20 protein-coding genes are annotated in these 22,293 nt (G+C 57.1%); 14 read left to right on the plus strand and 6 right to left on the minus strand.

The genetic code is table 11. The features are described 5' to 3' along the window. Positions 1–9: 9 nt before the first annotated feature. Together WG622_RS15640 and nth are read right to left on the minus strand one after the other, a co-directional pair. Entirely contained in the window at positions 10–996 is a 987-nt protein-coding gene (locus WG622_RS15640; protein ID WP_339404444.1) for an adenosine kinase, read from the minus strand. Then, complete coding sequence (nth, locus tag WG622_RS15645; RefSeq protein WP_339404445.1) at positions 993–1,637, minus strand: endonuclease III; 645 nt, start codon at positions 1,635–1,637, stop codon at positions 993–995. Before nth ends, WG622_RS15640 begins: the two co-directional genes overlap by 4 nt. A 131-nt stretch (positions 1,638–1,768) precedes the next feature. On the opposite strand from nth, the gene WG622_RS15650 reads away from it, so the two are divergent. The 3 genes from WG622_RS15650 to WG622_RS15660 all read left to right on the plus strand — a co-directional run bounded on the left by WG622_RS15650 (position 1,769) and on the right by WG622_RS15660 (position 4,079). Beyond that, on the plus strand, positions 1,769–2,620 hold the full coding sequence (locus tag WG622_RS15650) for a methylated-DNA--[protein]-cysteine S-methyltransferase (protein ID WP_339404446.1): 852 nt from the start codon (positions 1,769–1,771) through the stop codon (positions 2,618–2,620). A 117-nt stretch (positions 2,621–2,737) separates the two neighbouring features. Beyond that, positions 2,738–3,394 carry a YiaD family glycine zipper/OmpA-like lipoprotein gene (locus WG622_RS15655; RefSeq protein ID WP_339404447.1) on the plus strand — a complete coding sequence of 219 codons (657 nt, stop codon included), beginning with the start codon at positions 2,738–2,740 and terminating at the stop codon, positions 3,392–3,394. A 145-nt stretch (positions 3,395–3,539) separates the two neighbouring features. Continuing rightward, positions 3,540–4,079, plus strand: a complete 540-nt coding sequence (locus WG622_RS15660) for an NADPH-dependent FMN reductase (RefSeq protein ID WP_339404448.1) — start codon at positions 3,540–3,542, stop codon at positions 4,077–4,079. A 28-nt stretch (positions 4,080–4,107) separates the two neighbouring features. Here WG622_RS15660 and WG622_RS15665 read toward each other — a convergent pair whose 3' ends face one another. Next, positions 4,108–5,142 (minus strand): NAD(P)/FAD-dependent oxidoreductase, encoded by a 1,035-nt coding sequence (locus WG622_RS15665; RefSeq protein WP_339404449.1) that lies wholly within the window; start codon positions 5,140–5,142, stop codon positions 4,108–4,110. A gap of 71 nt (positions 5,143–5,213) precedes the next feature. Between WG622_RS15665 and mnmC2 the strand changes: the two genes are divergently transcribed. Genes mnmC2 through WG622_RS15680 form a run of 3 tightly spaced genes read left to right on the plus strand, consistent with a single transcriptional unit; the run spans position 5,214 to position 7,499 of the window. Next, positions 5,214–5,885 (plus strand): tRNA (5-methylaminomethyl-2-thiouridine)(34)-methyltransferase MnmC2, encoded by a 672-nt coding sequence (mnmC2, locus tag WG622_RS15670; protein ID WP_339404450.1) that lies wholly within the window; start codon positions 5,214–5,216, stop codon positions 5,883–5,885. Between the two features lie 3 nt (positions 5,886–5,888). Then, positions 5,889–6,755, plus strand: a complete 867-nt coding sequence (locus WG622_RS15675) for a DMT family transporter (RefSeq protein ID WP_339404451.1) — start codon at positions 5,889–5,891, stop codon at positions 6,753–6,755. A 3-nt stretch (positions 6,756–6,758) separates the two neighbouring features. After that, on the plus strand, positions 6,759–7,499 hold the full coding sequence (locus WG622_RS15680; protein ID WP_339404452.1) for a sulfite exporter TauE/SafE family protein: 741 nt from the start codon (positions 6,759–6,761) through the stop codon (positions 7,497–7,499). Here WG622_RS15680 and WG622_RS15685 read toward each other — a convergent pair. Then, on the minus strand, positions 7,496–9,439 hold the full coding sequence (locus tag WG622_RS15685; protein WP_339404453.1) for a lytic transglycosylase domain-containing protein: 1,944 nt from the start codon (positions 9,437–9,439) through the stop codon (positions 7,496–7,498). The two genes, WG622_RS15680 and WG622_RS15685, sit on opposite strands and share 4 nt — an antisense overlap. 186 nt (positions 9,440–9,625) lie before the next feature. On the opposite strand from WG622_RS15685, the gene dapA reads away from it, so the two are divergent. Then, positions 9,626–10,501, plus strand: coding sequence for a 4-hydroxy-tetrahydrodipicolinate synthase (gene dapA / locus WG622_RS15690; protein WP_339404454.1), 876 nt, complete (start codon positions 9,626–9,628; stop codon positions 10,499–10,501). Positions 10,502–10,650: 149 nt separating this feature from the next. Here dapA and ubiB read toward each other — a convergent pair whose 3' ends face one another. Both ubiB and ubiE read right to left on the minus strand, forming a co-directional pair. Further along, entirely contained in the window at positions 10,651–12,183 is a 1,533-nt protein-coding gene (gene ubiB / locus WG622_RS15695; protein WP_339404455.1) for a 2-polyprenylphenol 6-hydroxylase, read from the minus strand. After that, complete coding sequence (gene ubiE, locus WG622_RS15700) at positions 12,184–12,936, minus strand: bifunctional demethylmenaquinone methyltransferase/2-methoxy-6-polyprenyl-1,4-benzoquinol methylase UbiE (RefSeq protein WP_339404456.1); 753 nt, start codon at positions 12,934–12,936, stop codon at positions 12,184–12,186. Between the two features lie 138 nt (positions 12,937–13,074). Here ubiE and mutM point away from each other — a divergent pair, with 138 nt between their 5' ends. The 7 genes from mutM (at position 13,075) to gyrB (ending at position 22,223) form a co-directional block, all read left to right on the plus strand. After that, positions 13,075–13,926, plus strand: coding sequence for a bifunctional DNA-formamidopyrimidine glycosylase/DNA-(apurinic or apyrimidinic site) lyase (gene mutM, locus WG622_RS15705; RefSeq protein WP_339404457.1), 852 nt, complete (start codon positions 13,075–13,077; stop codon positions 13,924–13,926). A 63-nt stretch (positions 13,927–13,989) separates the two neighbouring features. Beyond that, the gene (gene acuK / locus WG622_RS15710) at positions 13,990–14,766 is read left to right on the plus strand and encodes an acryloyl-CoA hydratase (RefSeq protein ID WP_339404458.1); all 777 of its coding nucleotides are present in this window, start codon (positions 13,990–13,992) and stop codon (positions 14,764–14,766) included. 298 nt (positions 14,767–15,064) lie between these two features. Beyond that, on the plus strand, positions 15,065–15,328 hold the full coding sequence (rpsT, locus tag WG622_RS15715) for a 30S ribosomal protein S20 (protein WP_209358063.1): 264 nt from the start codon (positions 15,065–15,067) through the stop codon (positions 15,326–15,328). A 503-nt stretch (positions 15,329–15,831) separates the two neighbouring features. Further along, positions 15,832–17,220 (plus strand): chromosomal replication initiator protein DnaA, encoded by a 1,389-nt coding sequence (gene dnaA, locus WG622_RS15720; protein ID WP_339404459.1) that lies wholly within the window; start codon positions 15,832–15,834, stop codon positions 17,218–17,220. A 157-nt stretch (positions 17,221–17,377) separates the two neighbouring features. Beyond that, on the plus strand, positions 17,378–18,496 hold the full coding sequence (gene dnaN / locus WG622_RS15725) for a DNA polymerase III subunit beta (protein WP_209358061.1): 1,119 nt from the start codon (positions 17,378–17,380) through the stop codon (positions 18,494–18,496). Between the two features lie 61 nt (positions 18,497–18,557). Continuing rightward, positions 18,558–19,661, plus strand: coding sequence for a DNA replication/repair protein RecF (recF, locus tag WG622_RS15730; protein WP_339404460.1), 1,104 nt, complete (start codon positions 18,558–18,560; stop codon positions 19,659–19,661). 144 nt (positions 19,662–19,805) lie between these two features. After that, positions 19,806–22,223 carry a DNA topoisomerase (ATP-hydrolyzing) subunit B gene (gyrB, locus tag WG622_RS15735; RefSeq protein ID WP_339404461.1) on the plus strand — a complete coding sequence of 806 codons (2,418 nt, stop codon included), beginning with the start codon at positions 19,806–19,808 and terminating at the stop codon, positions 22,221–22,223. Positions 22,224–22,293 lie beyond the last annotated feature (70 nt).

A 22,293-nucleotide genomic window follows, 5' to 3' on the forward strand; every position in this document is an offset into this window, starting at 1 on the left:
CAAGAGCTTTTAGAGCAGGCCTTCTTTGCGGAACAAGGCCTTCAGATCTGCCTCGGGACGCGCACCAAAGTGGCTGATGACTTCGGCAGCCGCGACACAGCCCATACGGCCCGCTTTCGCCAAAGGTTGGCCGGTCGCATAGCCATATAGGAACCCTGCCGCGAACAGATCGCCAGCGCCTGTGGCATCCACAGGGACAATTGTGCGGACAGGTGCCGTCGCGGTCTCGCCGCCTTCGACCATGATCACGTCTTCGCCGGAACGTGTGCAAACGATCAAACCAGTCTCTTGGGCCGCTTGATCCAGCGCTTCTTGGAGGTCTTCGGTCTGATAGAGCGACTTCCACTCGTGGTCATTGCCGATCACATAGTCCAGCTCTTTCACAAGGCGACGGAAGTCATCGCGGTGACGGTCTACGCAGAACGGGTCAGACAGGGAAATCCCAGCCTTGCCACCACCTGTTTTGCAAAGCTCTGCAGCCCGTTCAAACGCCTGCTTGCCCTGTGGCTTGTCGTAAAGATAGCCCTCAAGGAACAGAAGCTTCGCATTGCCAGCCACATCCTCGGATACGTCCTCTGGTCCAACCTCGGATGAAATCCCCAAGTAGGTGTTCATCGAGCGCTCGCCATCCGGCGAAACAAAAATCATCGAGCGAGAGGTCGGCAGTTCACCGCCCGCAACAGGCGCGTTCGGGAAGTCCGTGCCACCTGCGACCATTTCGGATTGGTAAAACTTGCCCAGTGCATCGTCATTCACGCGCCCGATAAAGGCAGTGGTCAGGCCCAGCGCCCCAAGGCCCGCGAGCGTATTTGCGACAGAGCCACCCGGCGCCTGCACGCGGTTGGTCATCCCGCCATACAGCACTTCGCCGCGTTCTTTCTCGACCAGCTGCATAATGCCTTTTTGGATGCCCATGAGGTCCAGAAAGCTATCGTCACATTGGCTGATGACATCAACAATCGCATTACCGATGCCGACGACTTGATATTGGGTCATAAGTTTTTGTCCTCAAATAGGCAGAGATCTCGAATCAGGCAGGTGCCGCACAGGGGTTTACGCGCTTTGCAGGTGTAGCGTCCATGCAGGATCATCCAATGATGCGCATGTTGTTGGAAATCGGTCGGGATATGGTCTTCGATGGCGCGTTCGACAGAAACGACGTCCTTGCCGGGGCACACACCTGACCGGTTTCCAAAGCGATAGATATGCGTGTCCACCGCCTGCGCGGGGTATTGCCACCACATGTTCAACACCACATTGGCGGTCTTGCGCCCAACACCCGGCAGGCTCTCTAAAGCAGCGCGAGAATTGGGGACAATTCCATCGTACTCATCAACCAGAATACGGCTCAGCTTCATCACGTTCTTCGCTTTATTGCGGTAAAGACCGATGGTTTTGATATGTTCAATCAGCTGCTCTTCGCCTAGGTCCAACATCTTTTGCGGCGTGTCGGCGATGGGAAAGAGGTTCTTTGTCGCCTTGTTCACTCCAACGTCTGTCGCCTGCGCGGACAGGGCCACTGCGACCACCAAAGTATAGGCATTGACGTGATCAAGCTCTCCTTTGGGCTCGGCTTCGGCGGCTTCAAATCGGGTAAAGATCTCGCGGATCGTGTGGTAATCAAGTTGCTTGGCCATGGGCTGGGTTTAGCCCGTATGGCACCTGCGTCAAACCCTTCCTGAGAAAAACCGCAACAAACGGGTCGTTTGAGCAAGGCATGCGGCTTAAGTTACCCTAACGAAGAACGCCCGAAGGAAGCGATGAGCACATGAGCGATATGGAACAAAGCTACCACTATGGCGTAATGCGCCGGGCAATCGAGATGATCGATCAGGGGCAGGACGCGCTTTCCCTCGAAGACCTGGCCGCAGCGCAAGGCATGAGCCCCGCGCACTTCCAGCGTCAGTTTTCCAAATGGGCGGGTATTTCGCCGAAACGGTTCCAACAATATCTCACGCTCGGGCATGCGAAATCGCTTTTGCACGAGCGCTTTACCACATTGGACACTGCCCATTCGCTTGGTCTTTCGGGCACCGGGCGACTGCACGACCTGTTCCTCAGATGGGAAGCCATGAGCCCCGGCGAATACGCCCAAAAAGGCGCGGGCCTTGTGATCTCTTACGGCTGGTTTGATGGTCCCTTTGGCGAAACTCTTGTCATGGGGACACCTAAAGGCATTTGCGGCGTGGCTTTCGCCTCCGAAACCGGTCGAGGCAACACATACGCCGATTTGACCTCCCGCTGGCCCAACGCTGAGTTTATCGAAGATCCAGACATGCTGTCACCCTGGATCGCCAATGTCTTTGGTACGTCAGACGGTGAAACCCCGTTGCTGCTGATTGGCACGCCTTTGCAGATTAAGGTTTGGGAGGCGTTGATGCGCATCCCCTCAGGACAGGTCACAACCTATTCCGAGATCGCGCATGCCGTGGGCTCGCCTAAGGCAGTGCGGGCTGTTGGAACGGCGATTGGGAAAAACCCGATCAGTTGGATCATCCCCTGTCACCGCGCGCTTCGTAAATCTGGCGGTCTTGGCGGCTATCATTGGGGCCTACCGGTCAAACGCGCCATGCTGGCCTATGAGGCCGCCCAGTCCGAAAGCCTTGCTCAGGCCTCCTGAACACGGTGTTTTGAGCAAAGCCTTGCCGAATTCCCCCTTGTGAACCATGGCAGGAAGCCTCAGACTCGCTTTAGCAGTAAACCCATCACGACTAAGCGAACCGAAAGGGGCATGAAGATGGCTCGAGCAAGATTTTCACTGGCATTGGCCGCTGGCGCAGCATTGACGCTCAGCGCTTGTACAGATCCTCAATACGCGGGCATTGAACGCGACAACACGCGTCAGGGAGCGACTATCGGCGCGATCCTCGGCGGCGCTATCGGAGCAATTACCGCAGACGACAAAGTGGGTGGCACCGTGCGGGGTGCTGCGATTGGCGCGGGCATCGGCGCAATTGCAGGCGATATTCTGGACCGCCAAGAAGCAGACCTGCGCCGCGATCTGGACAATTCTGACGTCGACATCACCAACACGGGTGACCGCCTGATCGTGACGATGCCGAACAACATTCTTTTTGCCACCGACAGCTACACCGTACGCGCCGATTTGCAGCGTGACCTGCGGTCTGTCGCAAGCAACCTCTTGGCCTATCCGAACTCTACCATTCAGGTCATCGGCCACACCGACAACGAAGGTGACGCGACCTATAACCAGACCCTGTCTGAGCGCCGCGCAAACGCGGTCGCAGATGTGCTAATGGCCGAGGGCGTCCCATTCGGCCGGATCGACGCGATTGGCCGCGGAGAAAGCCAGCCGGTGACATCGAACCTCACACCAGAGGGCCGCGCGCAGAACCGCCGCGTTGAGATCGTGATCCTGCCGACTGCAGGCTAAGGTCGAAACACTTCGAAACCCCGCGTAGAGGCCATCTGCGCGGGGTTTTTCTGTGCGTGATCAGCTTGACTCCTGTGCGCAATCGCCAGTTGCCCCGCTGGTTTGTCGCTATACCTTAGCCCCAACGCACAGACTGGAGGCCATCATGGCAACGAAGATATTGGGCATTTCGGGTTCCCTTCGCAAAGACTCGGTCAACAGCAAGCTCATCCGGGAAGCCGCGCGTTTGTACGGCGAGTGTGAGTTTCTGGAAGCCGACCTCAATATCCCGCTCTACGACGGAGACCTTGAGGACGAGCACGGTCTGCCAGACGTGGTTGAGACACTGGTGTCTCAAATTGCCGACGCTGAAGCGGTCATTATCTCGACGCCTGAATACAACGGCGGCATAACCGGCGTTCTGAAAAACGCGCTCGATTGGGTGAGCCGCGCAAAACCGTCCCCTTGGGCGGGTAAACCTGTGGCGGTCATGAGTGCTGCTGCTGGCCGCGCCGGAGGCGTGCGCGCGCAAACCATGCTGCGTACCTGTATGACACCTTTCAGCGTGCGCATCGCAGCAGCGCCGGAAGTCGGTATTGCCTCGGCGGGATCAGAATTTGACGATGAAGGTCGTTTGGTGTCAGAGCGATATCAGGCGTCGGTGGAACGCCTCATGCAGGCTTTGAAAGTCGAAATCACAGGATAATTTGAGTATTTCTGGCAAGATGAATAGGTCAGAGTGAGGCTTCAGGGCGGAAGCCTTCTGGGATCTTGTCGCGGCTTTCCAGGATCAAATCCGCCATCACCTCGCCTGCTTTTGGTGCCATTCCAAAGCCGATTTTAAAGCCACCGTTGGCGATGAAGTCACCCGCGCGCGTAGGATGGTTCCCGAGCATGGGCGCTCGACTTTTTGCACGCGGGCGCACGCCGGCCCAGCGCGTGAGGATTGGTGCATCTCTTAGAGCGGGCACTGCGTCTATCGCGCGCTGATAGATCTCGTCCAACTGCGTATCTGTCGCGTTTGGATCCTCAAAGTTACGCTCAGAGGTCGAGCCGATCGCAACTGTCCCATCCGCATGAGGGATCACATGCAACGCATCTGCATAGAGCTGAGGCATCCCAGCGCGATTGAGCTCTAGCAAGATCGCTTGCCCTTTGACCCCATTGCCGATTGGGCGCTCCGTTTCCTCTGAAAGTTCAAGCAGCCCACGCCAGCCCGTCGCCCAGACAATGTGACCCCTGGGCGCTCCATCCGCAGTGATCTCTACACCTTTTGCCCCAAGAGCCGCTGCAAGCGCCGTGCAGGCCTGACGCGGATGAATGCGGGCTGAGAGTGTGTCGTGAATGACAAGGTCTGTGGGGCTTTGGGGGCACCAACCTTCGAAATCGGCCGCAAGTTTGATCTCCCAAATGGCCTTGCCGCGCCAGAGATCCGCCGCCTCTTGTTGGCGCTTGAGCGCAAGATCGTGAGCACGCTGATCGGCGATGGGTTGCAGACGACCTGATCTTGCATAGCCGGGGGACTGTCCACTCACCCCGGCGACCTCGGCCCAGTAGTCCTCTGCCATGATCAGGCTTTGAAACTGGAACTCTTTCTTGTCGTTCCAATTCTCTGGCGTGTGAGGGGCCAGCGCGCCGACAATACCACCAGAGGAGCCAGTGGCGACACCATTTGGATCGATCACCTGCACCTTGGCGCCACGTTTGACGCAAGACCAGGCGACCGAAAGCCCAAAGATCCCAGCCCCATAGACCGTCACATCCACCATTGCCAAATCACCCCAAGCTGCGTCACAGTTGCGCGTCGGACCACGCGTCCCTCTCTTTAAGGCAATCCGCAATGAGCAACCAGAGTGCAGAGCTGATCTGGCGCGATGGCACGATCCCCGTGTCGACGCGGTTTGATGACCCCTATTTCAGTTTGGAAAACGGGTTGAATGAAACGCGCCATGTGTTTCTGGATGGCAATGATCTGCCCGCACGGTTTGTCGATGGGTTTCATATCGCAGAGTTGGGTTTTGGCTCTGGCTTGAACCTTTTGGCTGTTTGGCAGGCTTGGGAGGCAGCGGGGATGGAGACACCGCTAAGCTTCACAAGCTTTGAAGCCTTTCCAATGAGCGCAACAGAGATGCGCCGCGCGCATGAGGCCTTTCCCGAGCTCGCGCCCTTTGCCGCGCGGCTCTCTGCGGCTTGGGAAAAGGATCCGACGCTGGCGAAGCTCGATGGGATTGAGGCACGCGTGATCCTGGGTGATGCGCGCGAGACCTTGGCGCAGCAAGATTGGCAGGCGGATGCGTGGTTTTTAGACGGGTTTTCGCCTGCCAAGAATCCAGAACTTTGGGATGTAGACCTGATGCAAACTGTCGGGGATCTCACAAAAACTGGCGGAACCTGCGCGACCTATACGGCGGCGGGTTTTGTGCGACGGGGGCTTGAAGATGCTGGCTTTGCGATCGAGCGCGTTCCGGGGTTTGGGCGCAAGCGGCACATGACCGTCGGCGTGAAAGGATAAACCATGGCACAAGCGTCCAACCGTCTTGGTATTCTTCTCATGTGCCTGACGACCTTCGTCTTTGCCATGCAGGACGGGATTTCGCGGTTTCTGGCGGAAGAATACAACCTCTATCTCGTGATCATGATCCGCTATTGGTTCTTTGCCGCCTTCGTTCTGGTGTTGGCTCAGCGCAGCGGAGGTATCCGCAAGATGGCCCGCACGAAGTTCCCCCTGACGCAAATCTTTCGCGGCGCGCTTTTGGCCGCCGAGATTATCGTGACCGTCTTGGCCTTTACCCTGCTCGGCCTCACCGAGACCCATGCGATCTTTGTCTGCTATCCTCTGATGATCGCCGCCCTGTCTGGTCCAATTCTGGGCGAAAAGGTCGGCTGGCGCAGATGGGCGGCGATTGGCGCGGGCCTCGTGGGCGTTCTCATCATTCTGCAACCCGGCGTGGGTGTATTCTCTCCACTTGCTACGGTGCCTTTGCTGGGTGCTGCCATGTTCGCGGTTTATGGGCTGGCGACGCGGTATGTCGCGCGCGAAGACGATGCGATGACGAGCTTTTTCTATACAGGCGTTGTGGGCTGCGTTGTGATGACGGCGATTGGAGTGTTTCACTGGGAAGTCATGACAGGAACGCATCTGATCTGGATGGGCATCCTCTGTTGCAGCGGCGTCTTTGGACATTGGCTTTTGATCAAGACCTATGAGGTGGCCGAAGCCAGTGCGGTGCAACCCTTTGCCTATCTGCAGCTGCCCTTTGCGGCGTCCCTCGGGATCCTCGTCTTCGGGGAAACCCTTCGCATCAACGTCGCGGTGGGTGCAGCGATTGTCGTGGGCGCTGGGTTGTTTACGCTTTGGCGCGAGCGGGTGTCGTCGGAATAATCCATGGACCCAATGATCCTCATAACAGTCGGTCTTGGCGCCTTTGTGGGTGGCTTTATCAGCGGCTTTGCGGGGTTTGGCTTTGCGCTTGTGGTGTCAGGCATCTGGTTCGCCGCGCTCCCGGCCTATCTGGTGCCGCCATTGGTCGTTCTGAGCGCTACCGCAGGGCAACTGACGGGACTTGCGAAACTGGCGAAACATATCTCTTGGCCCAAGGCCTGGCCTTTGATCTGGGCGGGTATTCTCGGCATTCCTATCGGTACAGCCCTTGTCGCCTACGGTGCGCCCGAAAGGGTCAAACTCATCGTGGGTGTTTTCTTGATCGCCTATACGCTCTGGCAATTCATGGCGCGGCGCTCGGTGCCGCAAATTCGCGTAACAGGGCTGATCTGGGATCGTATCATTGGATTTCTCGGTGGCATTCTCGGTGGGCTTGCTGGCCTGTCCGGAGCCCTGCCAGTTGTGTGGTATCAGATGCGAGGCCTGCACCCCGCCGAACAGCGCGCACGCTATCAGCCCTACAACCTTGCGATCTTGGCGCTGTCTACGGTGTCGATGCTCGCCTTTGAGCAACTGACATCTGAAGTTCTGCGCCTGTCACTGGTCTCGATGCCGATTGTGATCCTCGGAGCCCTTGCGGGCGTCTGGATGTATGATCGCGTCACAGCCAAAGGGTTCAAACGCGCGGTGCTGACACTCTTGCTGTTCTCGGGGATCATGATCCTCGTGCAATCGCTGGGTTAATTCGCCAGAGTGCTGCCGCGAATTTCCTCAGAAAATGGGATCGGCAGAGGATCTTTCCCCAACCGAGCGCGATAGATCGGCAAGCTTTCGGACACGCGCATCACGTAGTTCCGCGTCTCTGTGAACGGGATATGTTCAATCCAGTCGATCATATCTGGCCCGCCCGCGCGGCGAGGGTCACCGAGCCGCGCCATCCAGGCTTCGGGCCGACGTGGGCCCGCGTTATAGCCCGCGGCCATCATGATCACATTCCCCTGAAATTCCTCGCTGAGCCCATCCAGATAGGCCGCCCCAAGGGTCACATTATAGGCCGGATCACTCAGCAGTTTAGACCGGGAATACCCCACGCCCAACGCGCCTGCGACGAGCTTTGCTGTACCGGGCAAGATCTGCATCAACCCATAGGCATTTGCGTGGGAGACAACTGAAGGATCAAACTCGCTTTCGCGGCGGGCGATGGCGAGCGCCAGCTCTTTTGGAACAGGAAGATCCGTGCGATTGGCCAGAGGGTGCAGCGGGTAATAGGGCGCGTGGATTTCTATGCCTTGGCTGGCAAAATACTTACCAAGCTTCACCGCGATATGAGGGTCATTCAACTCAATCGCCATCGCGCCCAACTGCGCCATTCCAAGGACATCCTGTGTTTCAGCCAGATGCAGCCAAAACCTCTCGGCAAGAGCTCCTTCGCCAGATGCCAAGAACATCTTTGCAGCCTCGTGCACCGTTGAGCGCGCAAAGGCAGCCCCACGCCAGTTCGGGACATTTGATTGCCCTGACAGGGAATGATCGACCGGCAGTCCCGCCTTTTCGGCCGCCAAAAGCCCGTAGAATGTGGTTTGATAGGCTCCGCCTCCGGCATAGGCCCGTTGCGCCGCAGCTTGATCGCCCATGGCTTCATAGGCACGGCCGATCCAATACCCTGCGCGGCCAAGGGAAATCGGGGTCTGCACAGCCTGTTCAAAGAAAACGAAATGTTGAAGCGCCAGCCAGTGTTCGTCGAGATACCTGAGGGCGATATATCCCGCGAGCCATTCAAGTTGTGCAAAGTCACTGCCGCCAATCAACCCATGCTGAGCGGCAATATTATAGGCTTGCGCAGCGCGCCCTTCCCGCATTTCAGACCGCGCGAGTGCCAGACGCCGCTTGGCCCAGGCCTCGGGATTGCCCAAGGTTCTCGCCTCGCTCCGCGAGAGGATCAATTCGGCGGCCCCTGCATCTCGGTCTTTTCGCATGCGCCACAGAAACCGCTCGTAGGCCAACCCCGGATCGTCGGAGAGGCTTGAGGGCACCGCGTTGATCAATACATCTACGCCCGTACGGTTCTCGCGCAGCGCAAGCCGCGCGGCACCCAGCTTGCGCCAACCATCTGGTACAAGCGGGTACATCCGCTGAGAGTTTTCCCGCCAGCCTTTCCAAAGCATCGCATCTAGGCGGTCCACATGGCGCGATTTCAGGACATCGCCATAGCGCGCGAGATAGGCCACATGTTCCTCGTCGCTCATGGCGCGTTCCAACCAAGCCTGCGTGATTGTCGCATTGGCTTCGTCGCGCAACCCTCGCGCCTTCAACGCATCAGCTAGTAGAAGCGCGCCTTCAGCGGTTTGCGCTCCGGTTTCGGCAAAGACCTGATAGATCGCATCGGCGGGCGCATCGGCGAAATTGGGTTCCTGTTTACGACGCAACAAGGGCAACCCTGGCCAATCCCCATTGCGGCGCAGGAAACTCTGTGCATCGCGCCAAGTGCCGTCGCCCGCGCGCAAACGGTGCCATTCGACGATATCCTGAACCACAGGACCATAACTGCGAGATTGCCGCGCAGCTTCGCTCCAGTTTTGAGACTGGATAGCCCGCATCACAGGCGAAATATCCACCGCCTGCTGTGCCCAAGCTGCACTGCTGACGATGAAAACCAAAAATACTGCCCAAATCCGCTGCATCATCTCTTGCGTTTTCCACCTCGCTGCGGGTTATAGGGCAAACATAGATGCGGATTGCTCATGGTCCAATGAGTAACTTGGCAACCTCGCCACTTCCGGCTAGGGTCCGCGCGAAATTCAACCTGGGTCGGCGACTTCCGGCCTGTCACTTGGGCGTCCTGCCCAGATCGCACAACAAAGGAGCGTGTTATGTTCAAAGGGTCTATGCCTGCACTCATCACGCCGTTCAAGAACGGCGAGCTGGATTTGGATACGCTCAAGAAGCTGGTTGAGTGGCATATTAGCGAAGGCTCTCATGGTTTGGTTCCGGTTGGGACGACGGGTGAAAGCCCGACATTGACCCATGAAGAGCACGAGACCGTGATCGAAGAGGTCGTCAAAGTGGTGGCGGGCCGTATTCCTGTGATCGCGGGCGCTGGGTCAAACAACACCGTTGAAGCCGTACGCTTTATGCAATTCGCAGAAAAAGCCGGCGCGGATGCGGGCCTTGTTGTGACGCCTTACTACAACAAGCCAACGCAACGCGGATTGCTGGCGCACTACCGCGAGCTGCATGACTGCTGCGATCTGCCGATCGTGATCTACAATATTCCAGGCCGCTCGATCATCGATATGACGCCTGAGACCATGGGTGAGCTTGCGAAACTGCCTCGGATTGTGGGCGTGAAAGACGCCACTGGAGATGTTGCCCGCGTAAGCGACCAACGCGAGATGTGCGGTGCGGACTTCATTCAGCTCTCTGGCGAAGATGGCTCGGCACTTGGCTTCAACGCACATGGTGGTGTGGGCTGTATCTCTGTTACAGCCAACGTCGCGCCGCGTCTTTGCGCAGAGTTCCAAGAGGCCACTCTGGCAGGTGACTACAGCAAGGCGCTGGAACTGCAGGACCGATTGATGCCTCTGCACCGTGCGATCTTTGTAGAGCCCGGTCTGGTTGGTGCGAAATACGGTATGTCTCAGCTGGGTCTGTGCTCGGATGAGGTGCGCTCTCCGCTGACAGGGTTGCTGGACAGCACCAAGGCGCAGATTGATGCGGCCATGCGTCATGCGGGGCTGATCAACTGATCTGATTTCTTTTTGCTAAAAAACGCCCCGGCCATTGGTCGGCGCTTTTTGTAGCGATGCCTGGATTTAAGTATTTCTGGCAAGATGAAACCAGCCGTGCAACGCGGCGGGCACGCAGTGTTGCCAAATGCGGAATGGTTGACCCGCCGCTAGAGCAGGGTCACCGCGAGGTACACGGCTCCAATCCCAAGGCCCGCGCCGAGCACCATGCTGCTGGCGACAATGGGCCAGATGCGACGGCGTGGTTCTGGTTCTTCGGAAATCTGTTTGATCAGCGCAGATTCAACGAGGCCTGGCAAACGCGGGCCGAAACGTGACAATACCTGCGCCGTTTTCCAAAGATCACGAGCAAGCGCTTTGGGGCCAACAGAGTCGCGGATGTAGTCGCCGACGACCGGTTTGGCGACGTCCCAGATGTTGACGCTTGGATCCAGCGAACGGGCGACGCCTTCGACGACAACCATTGTGCGTTGTAGAAGGATCAGCTCGGTGCGGGTTTCCATGCCGAAGCGTTCGGTGACTTCAAAGAGGTAGTTCAGCAGGCGCCCCATCGAAATCTGAGTGGCGTCCATGCCAAAGATCGGCTCGCCGACGGCACGCAGGGCGCGGGCGAATTCGTCGACGTCTTGATCGGCGGGCACGTAGCCTGCCTCGAAATGGACTTCGGCGACGCGTTTATAGTCGCGTTGGATGAATCCAAAGAGGATCTCGGCGTAGACCCGACGGGTGTATTCGTCGATATGGCCCATAATGCCAAAGTCATAGGCGATGATATCGCCATTCGCGGCCACCTTAAGGTTACCTTGGTGCATGTCCGCGTGGAAATAGCCATCACGCAGCGCGTGGCTAAGGAAGAGCTGCAATACGCGTGCCCCAAGGGCGTGCAGGTCGTGTCCTGCAGCGCGCAGAGCGTCGTTGTCGCCCATGGCCGCGCCTTCGGCCCAGCTCATGGTCATGACGCGGCGGGCGGAATGGTCCCATTTGATGGTTGGGACTTGGAAGCCTGCATCATTCACGGTGTTTGAAGCAAACTCGCTGGCGGATGCACTTTCTAGGCGGAGGTCCAGTTCGCCGGTGACGACTCCGTCGAAATGTTCAATCACATCATGCGGGCGCAGACGCCGAGAGAAAGGAGCTACGAATTCGATGAAATCTGCCGCGAAGTAGAAAGCATCCACGTCCTTGCGGAAGGCGCGTTCGATGCCGGGGCGCAGCACTTTGACTGCGACGACCTCGCCGGTGTCAGCAAGTTTGGCTTTGTGAACCTGCGCAATCGAGGCAGCCGCGACGGGCTCTGAGAATTCCGAGAAGATCTCATCAGGCGCGACGCCAAGTTCTGATTCAATCGCGGCTTTCGCCTCGGCGACGGAAAACGGCGGCAAGCGATCCTGCAGGACCCGCAGTTGCGTCGCCATTTCAGAGCCGACCACATCTGGACGCGTGCTAAGAACCTGACCGAATTTGATATAGGCCGGCCCCAAGGCGGTCAGGGCCCGCACAACAGGCGGCATATTCGGGTCACCCTTGATGCCAATCCAGCGAAACGGCCAGACCAAAGTGCGCGCCAGAATGCGCAAGGGTTTGGGCGCCTCAAAGGCTTCGAGCACCACGCCCATTGCACCTGTACGTTCAAGCGTTGCGCCGGTTCGGATCAGGCGCCAGATATTGTGAGGTCCGCGCACTTAGAGTTTCCAACCCGAATGCAGCGCCGCGATGCCCATTGTCAGATTGCGGTATTTCGCGTTCTCAAACCCGGCCTTGCGTAGCATGGCAAGGAAGGTGTCCTGATCTGGGAACTTGCGGATGCTTTCCACCAGGTATTGATAGCTGTCGCGGTCATTTGCGATGGCCTGACCCATGCGAGGAATGACGTTGAAGGAATACAAGTCGTAGGCCTTCTGCATCATGTCATTCGGGATCTGGCTGAACTCCAACACCATCAGACGGCCACCGGGTTTCAACACGCGGTAGGCCTCGTTCAGGGCCTCTTGCGGGCGGGTCACGTTTCGGATGCCAAAGCTGATCGTGTAGACATCAAAGGTGTTGTCCTCAAACGGCAGCGCCATGGCATCGCCCACAACCCAATCCAGCTGATCCGCCATTTTGTCTGCTTCGGCGCGCTTGCGGCCCTCGACCAGCATTGGTTCGGTCAAGTCGCAAACCGTGGCATGCCCCGCACCTGCGCGATCCAGAAACCGGAACGAAATGTCCCCTGTGCCGCCCGCTACATCCAAAAGCTTTTGCCCCGGGCGTGGTGCCAGCCAATCCATCATCGCGTCTTTCCAGATGCGGTGGATGCCCATGCTCATGACGTCGTTCATGATGTCGTATTTTGAGGCAACCGAGCCAAAAACGCCCTGCACACGCCCGGCCTTTTCGGCTTCTGGCACGGTTTCAAACCCGAAATGCGTGGTGGTTTGGTCAGCTTGGCTCATGTCGCGGCCCCTCAGAAATTCCCTGCCTTACATATAGAGCCAAAGCCGCGCTTACAATGCGATCTATTGGCTCGGTGGACGCGGGCTTTGCCTGTCCTATCTGAGCCGCTAAGAAGAGCCAAAGAAGGAGCGGATCCCATGCCTGAATTGCCCGAAGTTGAAACCGTCCGCCGAGGGCTTGAACCCGCGATGACGGGGGCTGTGATTGCAAAAGCTTCGGTAAACCGCCCAGACCTGCGTTGGCCGTTCCCAGAAAACATGGCGGGGCGGCTGACCGGGCAAAAGGTTTTGGGGCTGAGGCGCCGGTCGAAATACATCCTTATGGACCTTGCCAGCGGAGAGACCTTGCTGGTGCATCTGGGCATGTCAGGACGCATGACGGTCTCTGGCGACCCACTGGGGCAATTTGCGCATAACCATCCTCAGACTGAGAAACACGATCACGTGGTCTTTGACATGGACAATGGAGCTCGGGTTACGTTCAATGACCCGCGTCGCTTTGGAGCTATGGATCTGCTGGAGACTGCAACAGCTGATGCCCATAAGTTGCTTTGCGATATTGGCCCCGAACCTTTGGGTAATGATTTCAATGAGGACTACCTGGTCGAGCAGCTCAAGTCCCGCAAAACGCCGATTAAATCGGCGCTCTTGGATCAGAAAATCGTCGCTGGCCTGGGCAATATCTATGTATGCGAGGCGCTTTATCGTGCTGGCATTTCCCCCAAACGCCACGTCAACAAAATTTCCGCGCCTCGGATCGCCGCTTTGGTGCCAATCATTCGTGAGGTGCTGTCAGAGGCCATCGAAGCAGGCGGCTCCAGCTTGCGTGATTTCCGCCAAGCCGATGGAGAACTTGGATATTTTCAGCACAGCTTTGATGTCTATGGGCGCGAGGGCGAACCCTGCAAAACGCCTGATTGTGACAAGGTGATTCTGAGAATCACGCAGTCTGGACGCTCATCTTTCTACTGTGCGCAATGCCAAAGATAACTTGATCCCCCCTTCCGACATGGTAAGGAATCGAGCTTACTTGGAACAACAGAAAGCGGATCCATGGCTTTTGAGACGATCATCGTCGAAGTTGAAGACCACGTAGCTCTTATCAAACTGAATCGCCCTGATGCATTGAACGCTCTGAACTCAGAGCTGCTGAAGGAATTGGGCCAAGCTCTGTCTGAGGCCGATCAGAATGACAAAGTCCGCTGCATTGTAATCACAGGCTCGGAGAAGGCCTTTGCCGCCGGTGCCGACATTAAAGAAATGAGCGAGAAGACATTCGTTGAAATGTTCCTCTCTGACTTTTTTGGCGACCACGGTGATGCGATCACTAAGATCCGCAAGCCGATCATCGCGGCCGTCTCTGGCTACGCGCTTGGTGGCGGCTGCGAACTGGCGATGATGTGCGACTTTATTATTGCGTCGGACACCGCGAAATTCGGCCAGCCCGAGATCAATTTGGGCGTTATCGCGGGCCTAGGCGGCACGCAGCGCCTGACGCGCTATGTCGGCAAATCTAAATCCATGGACATGCATCTGACCGGACGCTTCATGGATGCTGACGAAGCCGAACGTTCGGGTCTCGTGTCTCGTGTTGTGCCGGGCAAGAAGTTGATGGACGAAGCCATGGGCGCGGCGCAGAAGATCGCCGAGAAATCCATGCTGAGTGCGATTGCCGCGAAAGAAGCCGTAAACCGCGCCTATGAGACAACCCTGACCGAAGGCCTGCTTTATGAGCGCCGCCTGTTCCATTCGCTCTTTGCGACGGAAGATCAGAAGGAAGGCATGGCCGCCTTTGCAGAAAAGCGTCAGGCTCAGTTCCGCGACAAGTAAATTGTCCGAACCTGTTCTAGGCCGTCCGTTTCGGGCGGCCTTTTTCATGGGCGCACGTCAGCGGTGCAATTTTTTTGAGCATTGGGATTCGATCGGAACGATTCGCTTTGCTGCAGGTGCAAAATCCTCGCTTGGATTTTTGCTATTCCATTCACCAGTAAAACTCTGTAAAGACCGCCGTCATACATGCGCGTGATGCCCGCTTAGGCAAGAATCGGACCCGGGAAACCGGGCAGACCCGTTGTCTTTGGTCTCACGCAGAATAGAGAAACGAACACGAAATAAAGGTCTGAGATTCATGGCAAACTCACCACAGTCCAAAAAGCGCGCACGTCAGAATGAACGCCGTGCTCTGGTCAACCAATCCCGTCGCTCCCGCATCCGCACCTTTCTGCGCAAAGTAGAGGAAGCGATTGCGTCTGGCGATCACGCCGCAGCCGCAGAAGCCCTCAAGGCAGCTCAACCAGAAGTAATGCGCGGTGTGAACAAAGGTATCTTCCACAAGAACACGGCATCCCGCAAAATCTCTCGTCTTGCGGCACGGGTCAAAGCTCTGGGCTAAACCCTTATCAAACAGTAAAAAAAGGCGCCTCCCCTATGTGGTTGGCGCCTTTTTTTATGAAAATTTGATCTCACTGAGAGAGATTCTTTTCGACCATTTCATGAGTCAAGTTCGAAGATCAGTTGCGACTCTCATTCCGAAATTGCTAGCTTCATAAGTGCGATTCATATCGCCGCTTCGGGGGGCGGACAGCATTCGGGAAAACCGAATACCGACAACCAAGCTCAACCAAAGGTTGTAGTGCATCTTTCTGTGTGCAAACATGGTGATGTTCTTGAAGAATCTGGTTGAGGGCTTGCGTGTCCGATCCTTTTTTGAACGCACAAAGGTGCGCAAGAAACTTACGCTGTGAGGGTGGGGACTTTCACGGAATGGGACGTATTGTTTTTGCAAGGTGCTGACTGCTCAGCATCCAGCCAAGGTGTGAGTGCGGAATTGGGTTGCGAAACTGGCAGGTTCGACTCTTTCGGGGTCGATTGAATTGGACGCGGAATCGGGGACAAATGACACTAGATCAACTGGGGGCTTTCCAACGTGAAATGTTGGAAACGGTCGGGCAAAATAACTACAAGGCGTGGATCGAACCGCTTGAGTTTGCTGATATTCAGGACGGCGTAGCAACGTTCAACGTTCCGACGAACTTTATCGGCAACTATGTGTCCCAGAATTTTGGCGACCTTCTTATTCACAAACTGACCTCTCTGGGCGAAACCGTTCAGCGCGTGCATTTCCGGGTCGCGAATTCCGCCGCAGCGCCACGGGTAACTTCTCCGTCCATCGAGACCGCAGCGCCTGTCTCAGAAACAGTGCGCCCTTCTCCACAAACGCGCCTTGAAACCTCTAAGGCCGAGCTGCCGGGCGCCCCGCTTGATGCGCGCTTCACCTTTGACAGCTTTGTGGTTGGCAAACCGAACGAGCTGGCCAATGCCGCCGCCCGCCGTGTCGCTGAAGGTGGTCCTGTCAGCTTCAATCCGCTGTTCCTCTATGGCGGCGTTGGCCTTGGTAAGACCCACCTCATGCACGCGATTGCATGGGAGTTGCAAAACCGTCGTCCAGACCTGAATGTCCTTTACCTATCTGCTGAACAATTCATGTATCGCTTTGTTCAGGCCCTGCGTGATCGCAAGATGATGGACTTCAAAGAGCTGTTCCGCTCTGTAGACGTTCTAATGGTCGACGATGTGCAGTTCATCGCGGGCAAGGACTCCACCCAAGAAGAATTCTTCCACACGTTCAATGCTTTGGTGGATCAGAACAAACAGATCATTATCTCTGCCGACCGCGCTCCTGGCGAAATCAAAGGCATGGAAGACCGCATTCGCTCTCGCCTGCAATGTGGCTTGGTGGTGGATTTGCACCCGACCGACTATGAGCTGCGTCTGGGCATCCTGCAAAGCAAGGTCGAGCAGTACCGTAGCCAATATCCAGATCTGGTTCTTGCCGATGGCGTACTGGAATTCCTCGCGCATCGCATTTCCACCAACGTGCGCGTGCTTGAAGGTGCTCTGACCCGTCTGTTTGCATTTGCCTCCCTCGTAGGTCGCGAAATCACGATGGAATTGACGCAGGATTGTCTGTCCGACGTGCTTCGTGCCTCTGAGCGTAAGATCAGTGTCGAGGAAATCCAGCGCCGGGTGGCTGAACACTACAACATCCGCCTGTCCGACATGATCGGCCCCAAACGTCTGCGCAACTTTGCGCGCCCGCGTCAGGTTGCCATGTTCCTTTGCAAACAGCTGACCAGCCGCTCCTTGCCAGAAATCGGGCGTCGTTTTGGCGGACGGGATCACACCACCGTCATGCACGGGGTGCGCCGTATCGAAGAGCTGCGTAGCTCGGACGGTCAAATCGCCGAGGATCTCGAACTTCTCCGCCGCGCCTTAGAAGCATAAAGGCGGGGCACTCCCCACCTTACAGCGGGCTTTTGGGCCCGCTTTTTCTTTGGGTGCTTGACGGCCCCGTAAATACAGCCGAAAAAACCAAAAAGAGCTTGAGCCTAAGGGTGAACAGGCTAGTCTGTCACCCCCGGCTACTTCGGAGGACGAAGGGATGAAAATCAGCATTGAACGTGGCACCCTGCTTAAGGCCGTGTCTCAGGCGCAATCGGTGGTCGAACGCCGCAACACCATCCCGATCCTAGCCAATGTGCTGATCGAAGCGGATGGCGCGAATGTGTCCTTCCGCGCGACAGACCTTGATATCGAAGTGGTCGACAAAGCGGCCGCGATGGTTGAACGCGCGGGTGCAACGACCGTTTCTGCAAGCACTCTGCATGAGATCGTACGCAAGCTGCCGGATGGCGCGTTGGTGACTCTGTCTGACGACGGGACCGCTGGGAGGCTGACCGTCGAAGCAGGTCGGTCGAACTTCTCTTTGGCGACGCTGCCGAAAGAGGATTTTCCGGTCATGGCGACCTCGGAATATGCCTGCAACTTTACGGCCAAGGCGGCGAATCTACGTCGCTTGTTTGATAAATCGAAGTTCGCGATTTCGACGGAAGAGACCCGCTATTATCTGAATGGCGTCTATATGCATGTCTCTGATGCGGATGGCGGTCAGGTGTTGCGCTGTGTGGCCACAGACGGTCACCGTCTGGCGCGGATTGATTCTGATCTTCCGGATGGCGCGAGCGATATGCCGGGCGTGATTGTGCCGCGCAAAACCGTTGGCGAGCTGCGCAAGCTCTTGGACGACGATGATATGGATATCGCGGTGAGCGTCAGCGACACCAAAGTTCGCTTTGCAACGCCAGATATTACGCTGACCTCTAAAGTCATCGACGGCACCTTCCCTGACTACACACGCGTTATTCCAGCGGGCAACACGCGTCGTCTAGAAGTGGATGCTGCAGAATTCGCACAGGCTGTGGATCGTGTGGCCACCGTTTCTTCAGAGCGGTCTCGCGCGGTGAAACTGGCATTGGATGAGGACCGTTTGGTTCTGTCCGTCAACGCGCCTGATTCCGGTGCTGCGGAAGAAGAGCTTGCGGTGGCCTATGGCGATGAGCGTCTAGAGATTGGCTTTAACGCGAAATACCTGCTGGAGATTGCCAGCCAAGTGGATCGCGAGAACGCTGTCTTTATGTTCAACTCCGCAGGTGATCCGACATTGATGCGTGAAGGCAATGACACCACGGCCGTTTACGTCGTGATGCCGATGCGCGTGTGAGGCAGGGCGGAATTTTCCAAAAATTCCGCGCCGTTTTCTTTGAAAGAAAACGAGGCCGGTCATGACACAGCTTGCGCTGACCAATCTGAAACTCAGTCATTTTCGCAGCCATAAGGCCAGCGAAATAAGCTGTGACGCGCGTCCAGTCGCGATCTATGGGCCCAATGGCGCGGGCAAAACCAATATCCTAGAGGCCGTATCACTTTTCTCGCCCGGTCGGGGTATCCGCCGCGCCTCGGCGCAGGACATGATGCGCCGTCCCGAGGCTTTGGGATGGAAACTCAGCGGCATTCTGACGTCATCTGAAGGCACTCAGGAAATTGAGACGTGGTCGGAAAGCGGCGCGGCCCGTCAGGTTAAAATCAACGACAAAACGGCCCCACAGACCAAACTCGGCGCGCTCTGTCGTGTGATATGGCTTATTCCCGCAATGGATCGATTATGGATCGAAGGCGCGGAAGGAAGACGACGGTTTTTGGACCGAACAGCATTGTCTTTCTTTCCAGACCATGCCGAAGCGTCACTGACCTATGAAAAGACCATGCGGGAACGCAACCGGCTTTTGAAAGAACAGATTCGCGATGCACATTGGTACAAGGCGCTCGAGGATCAAATGGCGAAATGCGCCACTCAGATCCATGCCAATCGCCTGGCCACACTCGCGCAACTCACTGAGGCGCAACGGAAAACCTCGACCGCCTTCCCCATTGCCGACCTGGACCTACTGCAAAGCGAAGGCGAGAGCCCGACCTCTGAGGACGCTTTTCGCGAGGCCTTTGCAGAAAGCCGCAGTCGAGACCTGATCGCCGGTCGTACGCTGGTCGGCCCGCATCGCTCTGACCTTTCTGCGACCTATATCGCCAAGAATGTTCCCGCATCAGATTGCTCGACAGGCGAGCAAAAAGCGCTCTTGATCTCGTTGATCCTCGCCAATGCGCGCGCGCTTGCCGACACGCTTGGCACCCCGCCGATCCTGCTCTTGGACGAAGTCGCCGCCCATCTGGACGCGGATCGGCGCGCTGCGCTTTATGATGAGTTGATTGACTTAAAGGCTCAGGCCTGGATGACCGGAACCGAAGACCACCTATTTGATGCGCTCGGCGACCGTGCGCAGTATCTTACAGTGTCAGAGGACGACGGGATTTCCGCCCTGTCAAAGGCCTGATTTCATCTTGCCAAAAATACTCAAATTCGCTCGGTTCCCGTGCTCGCGACACGACCGGGATTCCGCCCAAAAAAACACGTCAATTGCGTGACACTCCCCTCCAAAACGGCTATAAATTGGGCAAGAAATAAGGGGTCTCATCACATGAGCGACGACGCGCAAAACACCGAGCAATACGGCGCGGATTCTATTAAAGTTCTCAAAGGCTTAGAGGCGGTTCGCAAGCGCCCTGGCATGTATATCGGTGACACCGATGATGGCTCGGGGCTTCACCATATGGTCTATGAGGTCGTGGACAACGGCATCGACGAGGCTCTGGCAGGTCACGCCGACTATGTGACCGTGAAAATTCACGCGGATAGCTCTGTGTCAGTCAGCGACAACGGGCGTGGTATTCCAGTCGACATCCACCCCGAAGAGGGCGTCTCGGCGGCCGAGGTCATCATGACCCAGCTGCACGCGGGCGGTAAATTTGACAGCAACTCCTATAAGGTCTCCGGCGGCCTGCACGGCGTGGGTGTGTCTGTTGTGAACGCGCTTTCGGATTGGCTGGAACTGCGCGTCTGGCGCAATGGGAAAGAGCACATTGCTCGGTTTGAACGTGGTGAAACCGCCAAGCATCTTGAGGTTGTCGGCGACGCGGGTGACCACACGGGGACCGAAGTGCGGTTCCTGGCCTCGACGGACACCTTCAGCAATCTGGAATATTCCTTTGAGACGCTGGAAAAACGTCTGCGCGAGCTGGCCTTCCTGAATTCCGGCGTCCGCATCATCCTTGAGGACGAACGCCCCGCCGAGCCACTGAAAACCGAGCTTTTCTATGACGGCGGCGTTAAGGAATTCGTCAAATATCTCGATCGGTCAAAAACCGCCATGATGCCCGAGCCGATCTATGTGCGCGGCGAAAAGGACGACATCGGTGTCGAAGTCGCCATGTGGTGGAACGACAGCTACCACGAAAATGTGCTGCCCTTTACCAACAACATCCCGCAGCGGGATGGCGGCACCCATATTGCGGGCTTTCGTGGGGCTCTGACGCGGACCCTGACCAAATACGCGCAGGAAAGCGGGATCGCGAAAAAGGAAAAGATCAACTTCACCGGTGACGACGCCCGCGAAGGTCTAACCTGCGTGCTCTCGGTCAAAGTGCCTGACCCGAAATTCAGTTCTCAGACCAAAGACAAGCTCGTCTCATCCGAGGTCCGCCCCGCCGTCGAAGGCTTGATGAACGAGAAGCTGACCGAGTGGTTTGAGGAGAACCCGAATGAAGCCAAGATGATCGTGTCTAAGATCATCGAAGCCGCTATGGCCCGCGAAGCCGCCCGTAAGGCGCGCGAGCTGACTCGCCGCAAAACCGCGCTGGATGTGAACTTCTTGGCAGGCAAGCTTAAGGATTGTTCGGAAAAAGACCCGTCCAAGACCGAAGTCTTCTTGGTGGAGGGGGATTCTGCTGGTGGATCCGCCCAAACCGGTCGGGACCGGGGTACGCAGGCCGTCCTGCCTCTGCGCGGGAAAATCCTGAACGTCGAACGCGCGCGGTTTGACCGTATGCTGTCGTCTCAGGAAATCGGCAACCTTGTGATGGCGCTTGGCACCGGAATCGGGCGCGACGAATTCGACGCAAGCAAGCTGCGCTACCACAAGATCGTCATCATGACCGATGCGGACGTCGACGGTGCGCACATTCGGACGCTCTTGCTGACCTTCTTCTATCGTCAGATGCCAGAGCTGATTGAACGTGGGCATCTCTATATCGCTCAGCCGCCGCTTTATAAAGTGAGCCGCGGCAAGTCCGAAGTTTACCTCAAGGACCAAGCCGCGCTGGATGATTATCTCGTAGAACAGGGCGTCGAAGGCGCGATCCTGAAGCTGGGATCGGGCGCGGATATGGTCGGCGCTGATCTGGCGCGCGTTGTGACCGAGGCACGTCAGCTCAAGCGCGTTCTTGATGCCTTCCCGACTCACTACCCTCGCCACATTCTGGAACAGGCTGCCGTCGCGGGTGCCTTTGTGCCGGGCGCGGTAGACGCAGACCTCCAAGGCGTCGCCGATAAGGTGGCCAAACGTCTGGACCAGATCGCGTTGGAATATGAGCGCGGCTGGCAGGGTCGGATCACACAGGATCACGGCATCCGACTGGCGCGTATCCTGCGTGGTGTCGAGGAAGTCCGTACGCTGGATGGCCCAATGCTGCGTTCTGGCGAGGCCCGCAAGACCGGCAGCTTTACCGAGAGCCTGCAAGAGGTTTACGGCGTCGCAGCCACTTTGGTGCGCAAAGACCGCACACAGGTCATTCACGGGCCGCTGGATCTCTTGCAAGCGATCCTCACCGAAGGCGAACGTGGTCTGACATTGCAACGCTACAAGGGTCTGGGCGAAATGAACCCGGATCAGCTCTGGGAAACCACGCTGGATCCGGATGCGCGTACGCTGTTGCAGGTCAAGGTCGAGGATATGGCCGAGGCCGATGATCTCTTTACCAAGCTGATGGGCGATGTGGTGGAGCCACGACGCGAATTCATCCAGAAGAATGCGCTGAGTGTCGAGAACCTGGATTTCTAAAAGATGATGGGCCCCGCTTGGGGCCTTTCATATTTTATGGGCGCTCGGCGAAGTGCGCTTGCAGGACTGC

The organism is Cognatishimia coralii (assembly GCF_037478305.1).
In the GTDB taxonomy this organism is placed as follows: domain Bacteria; phylum Pseudomonadota; class Alphaproteobacteria; order Rhodobacterales; family Rhodobacteraceae; genus Cognatishimia; species Cognatishimia coralii.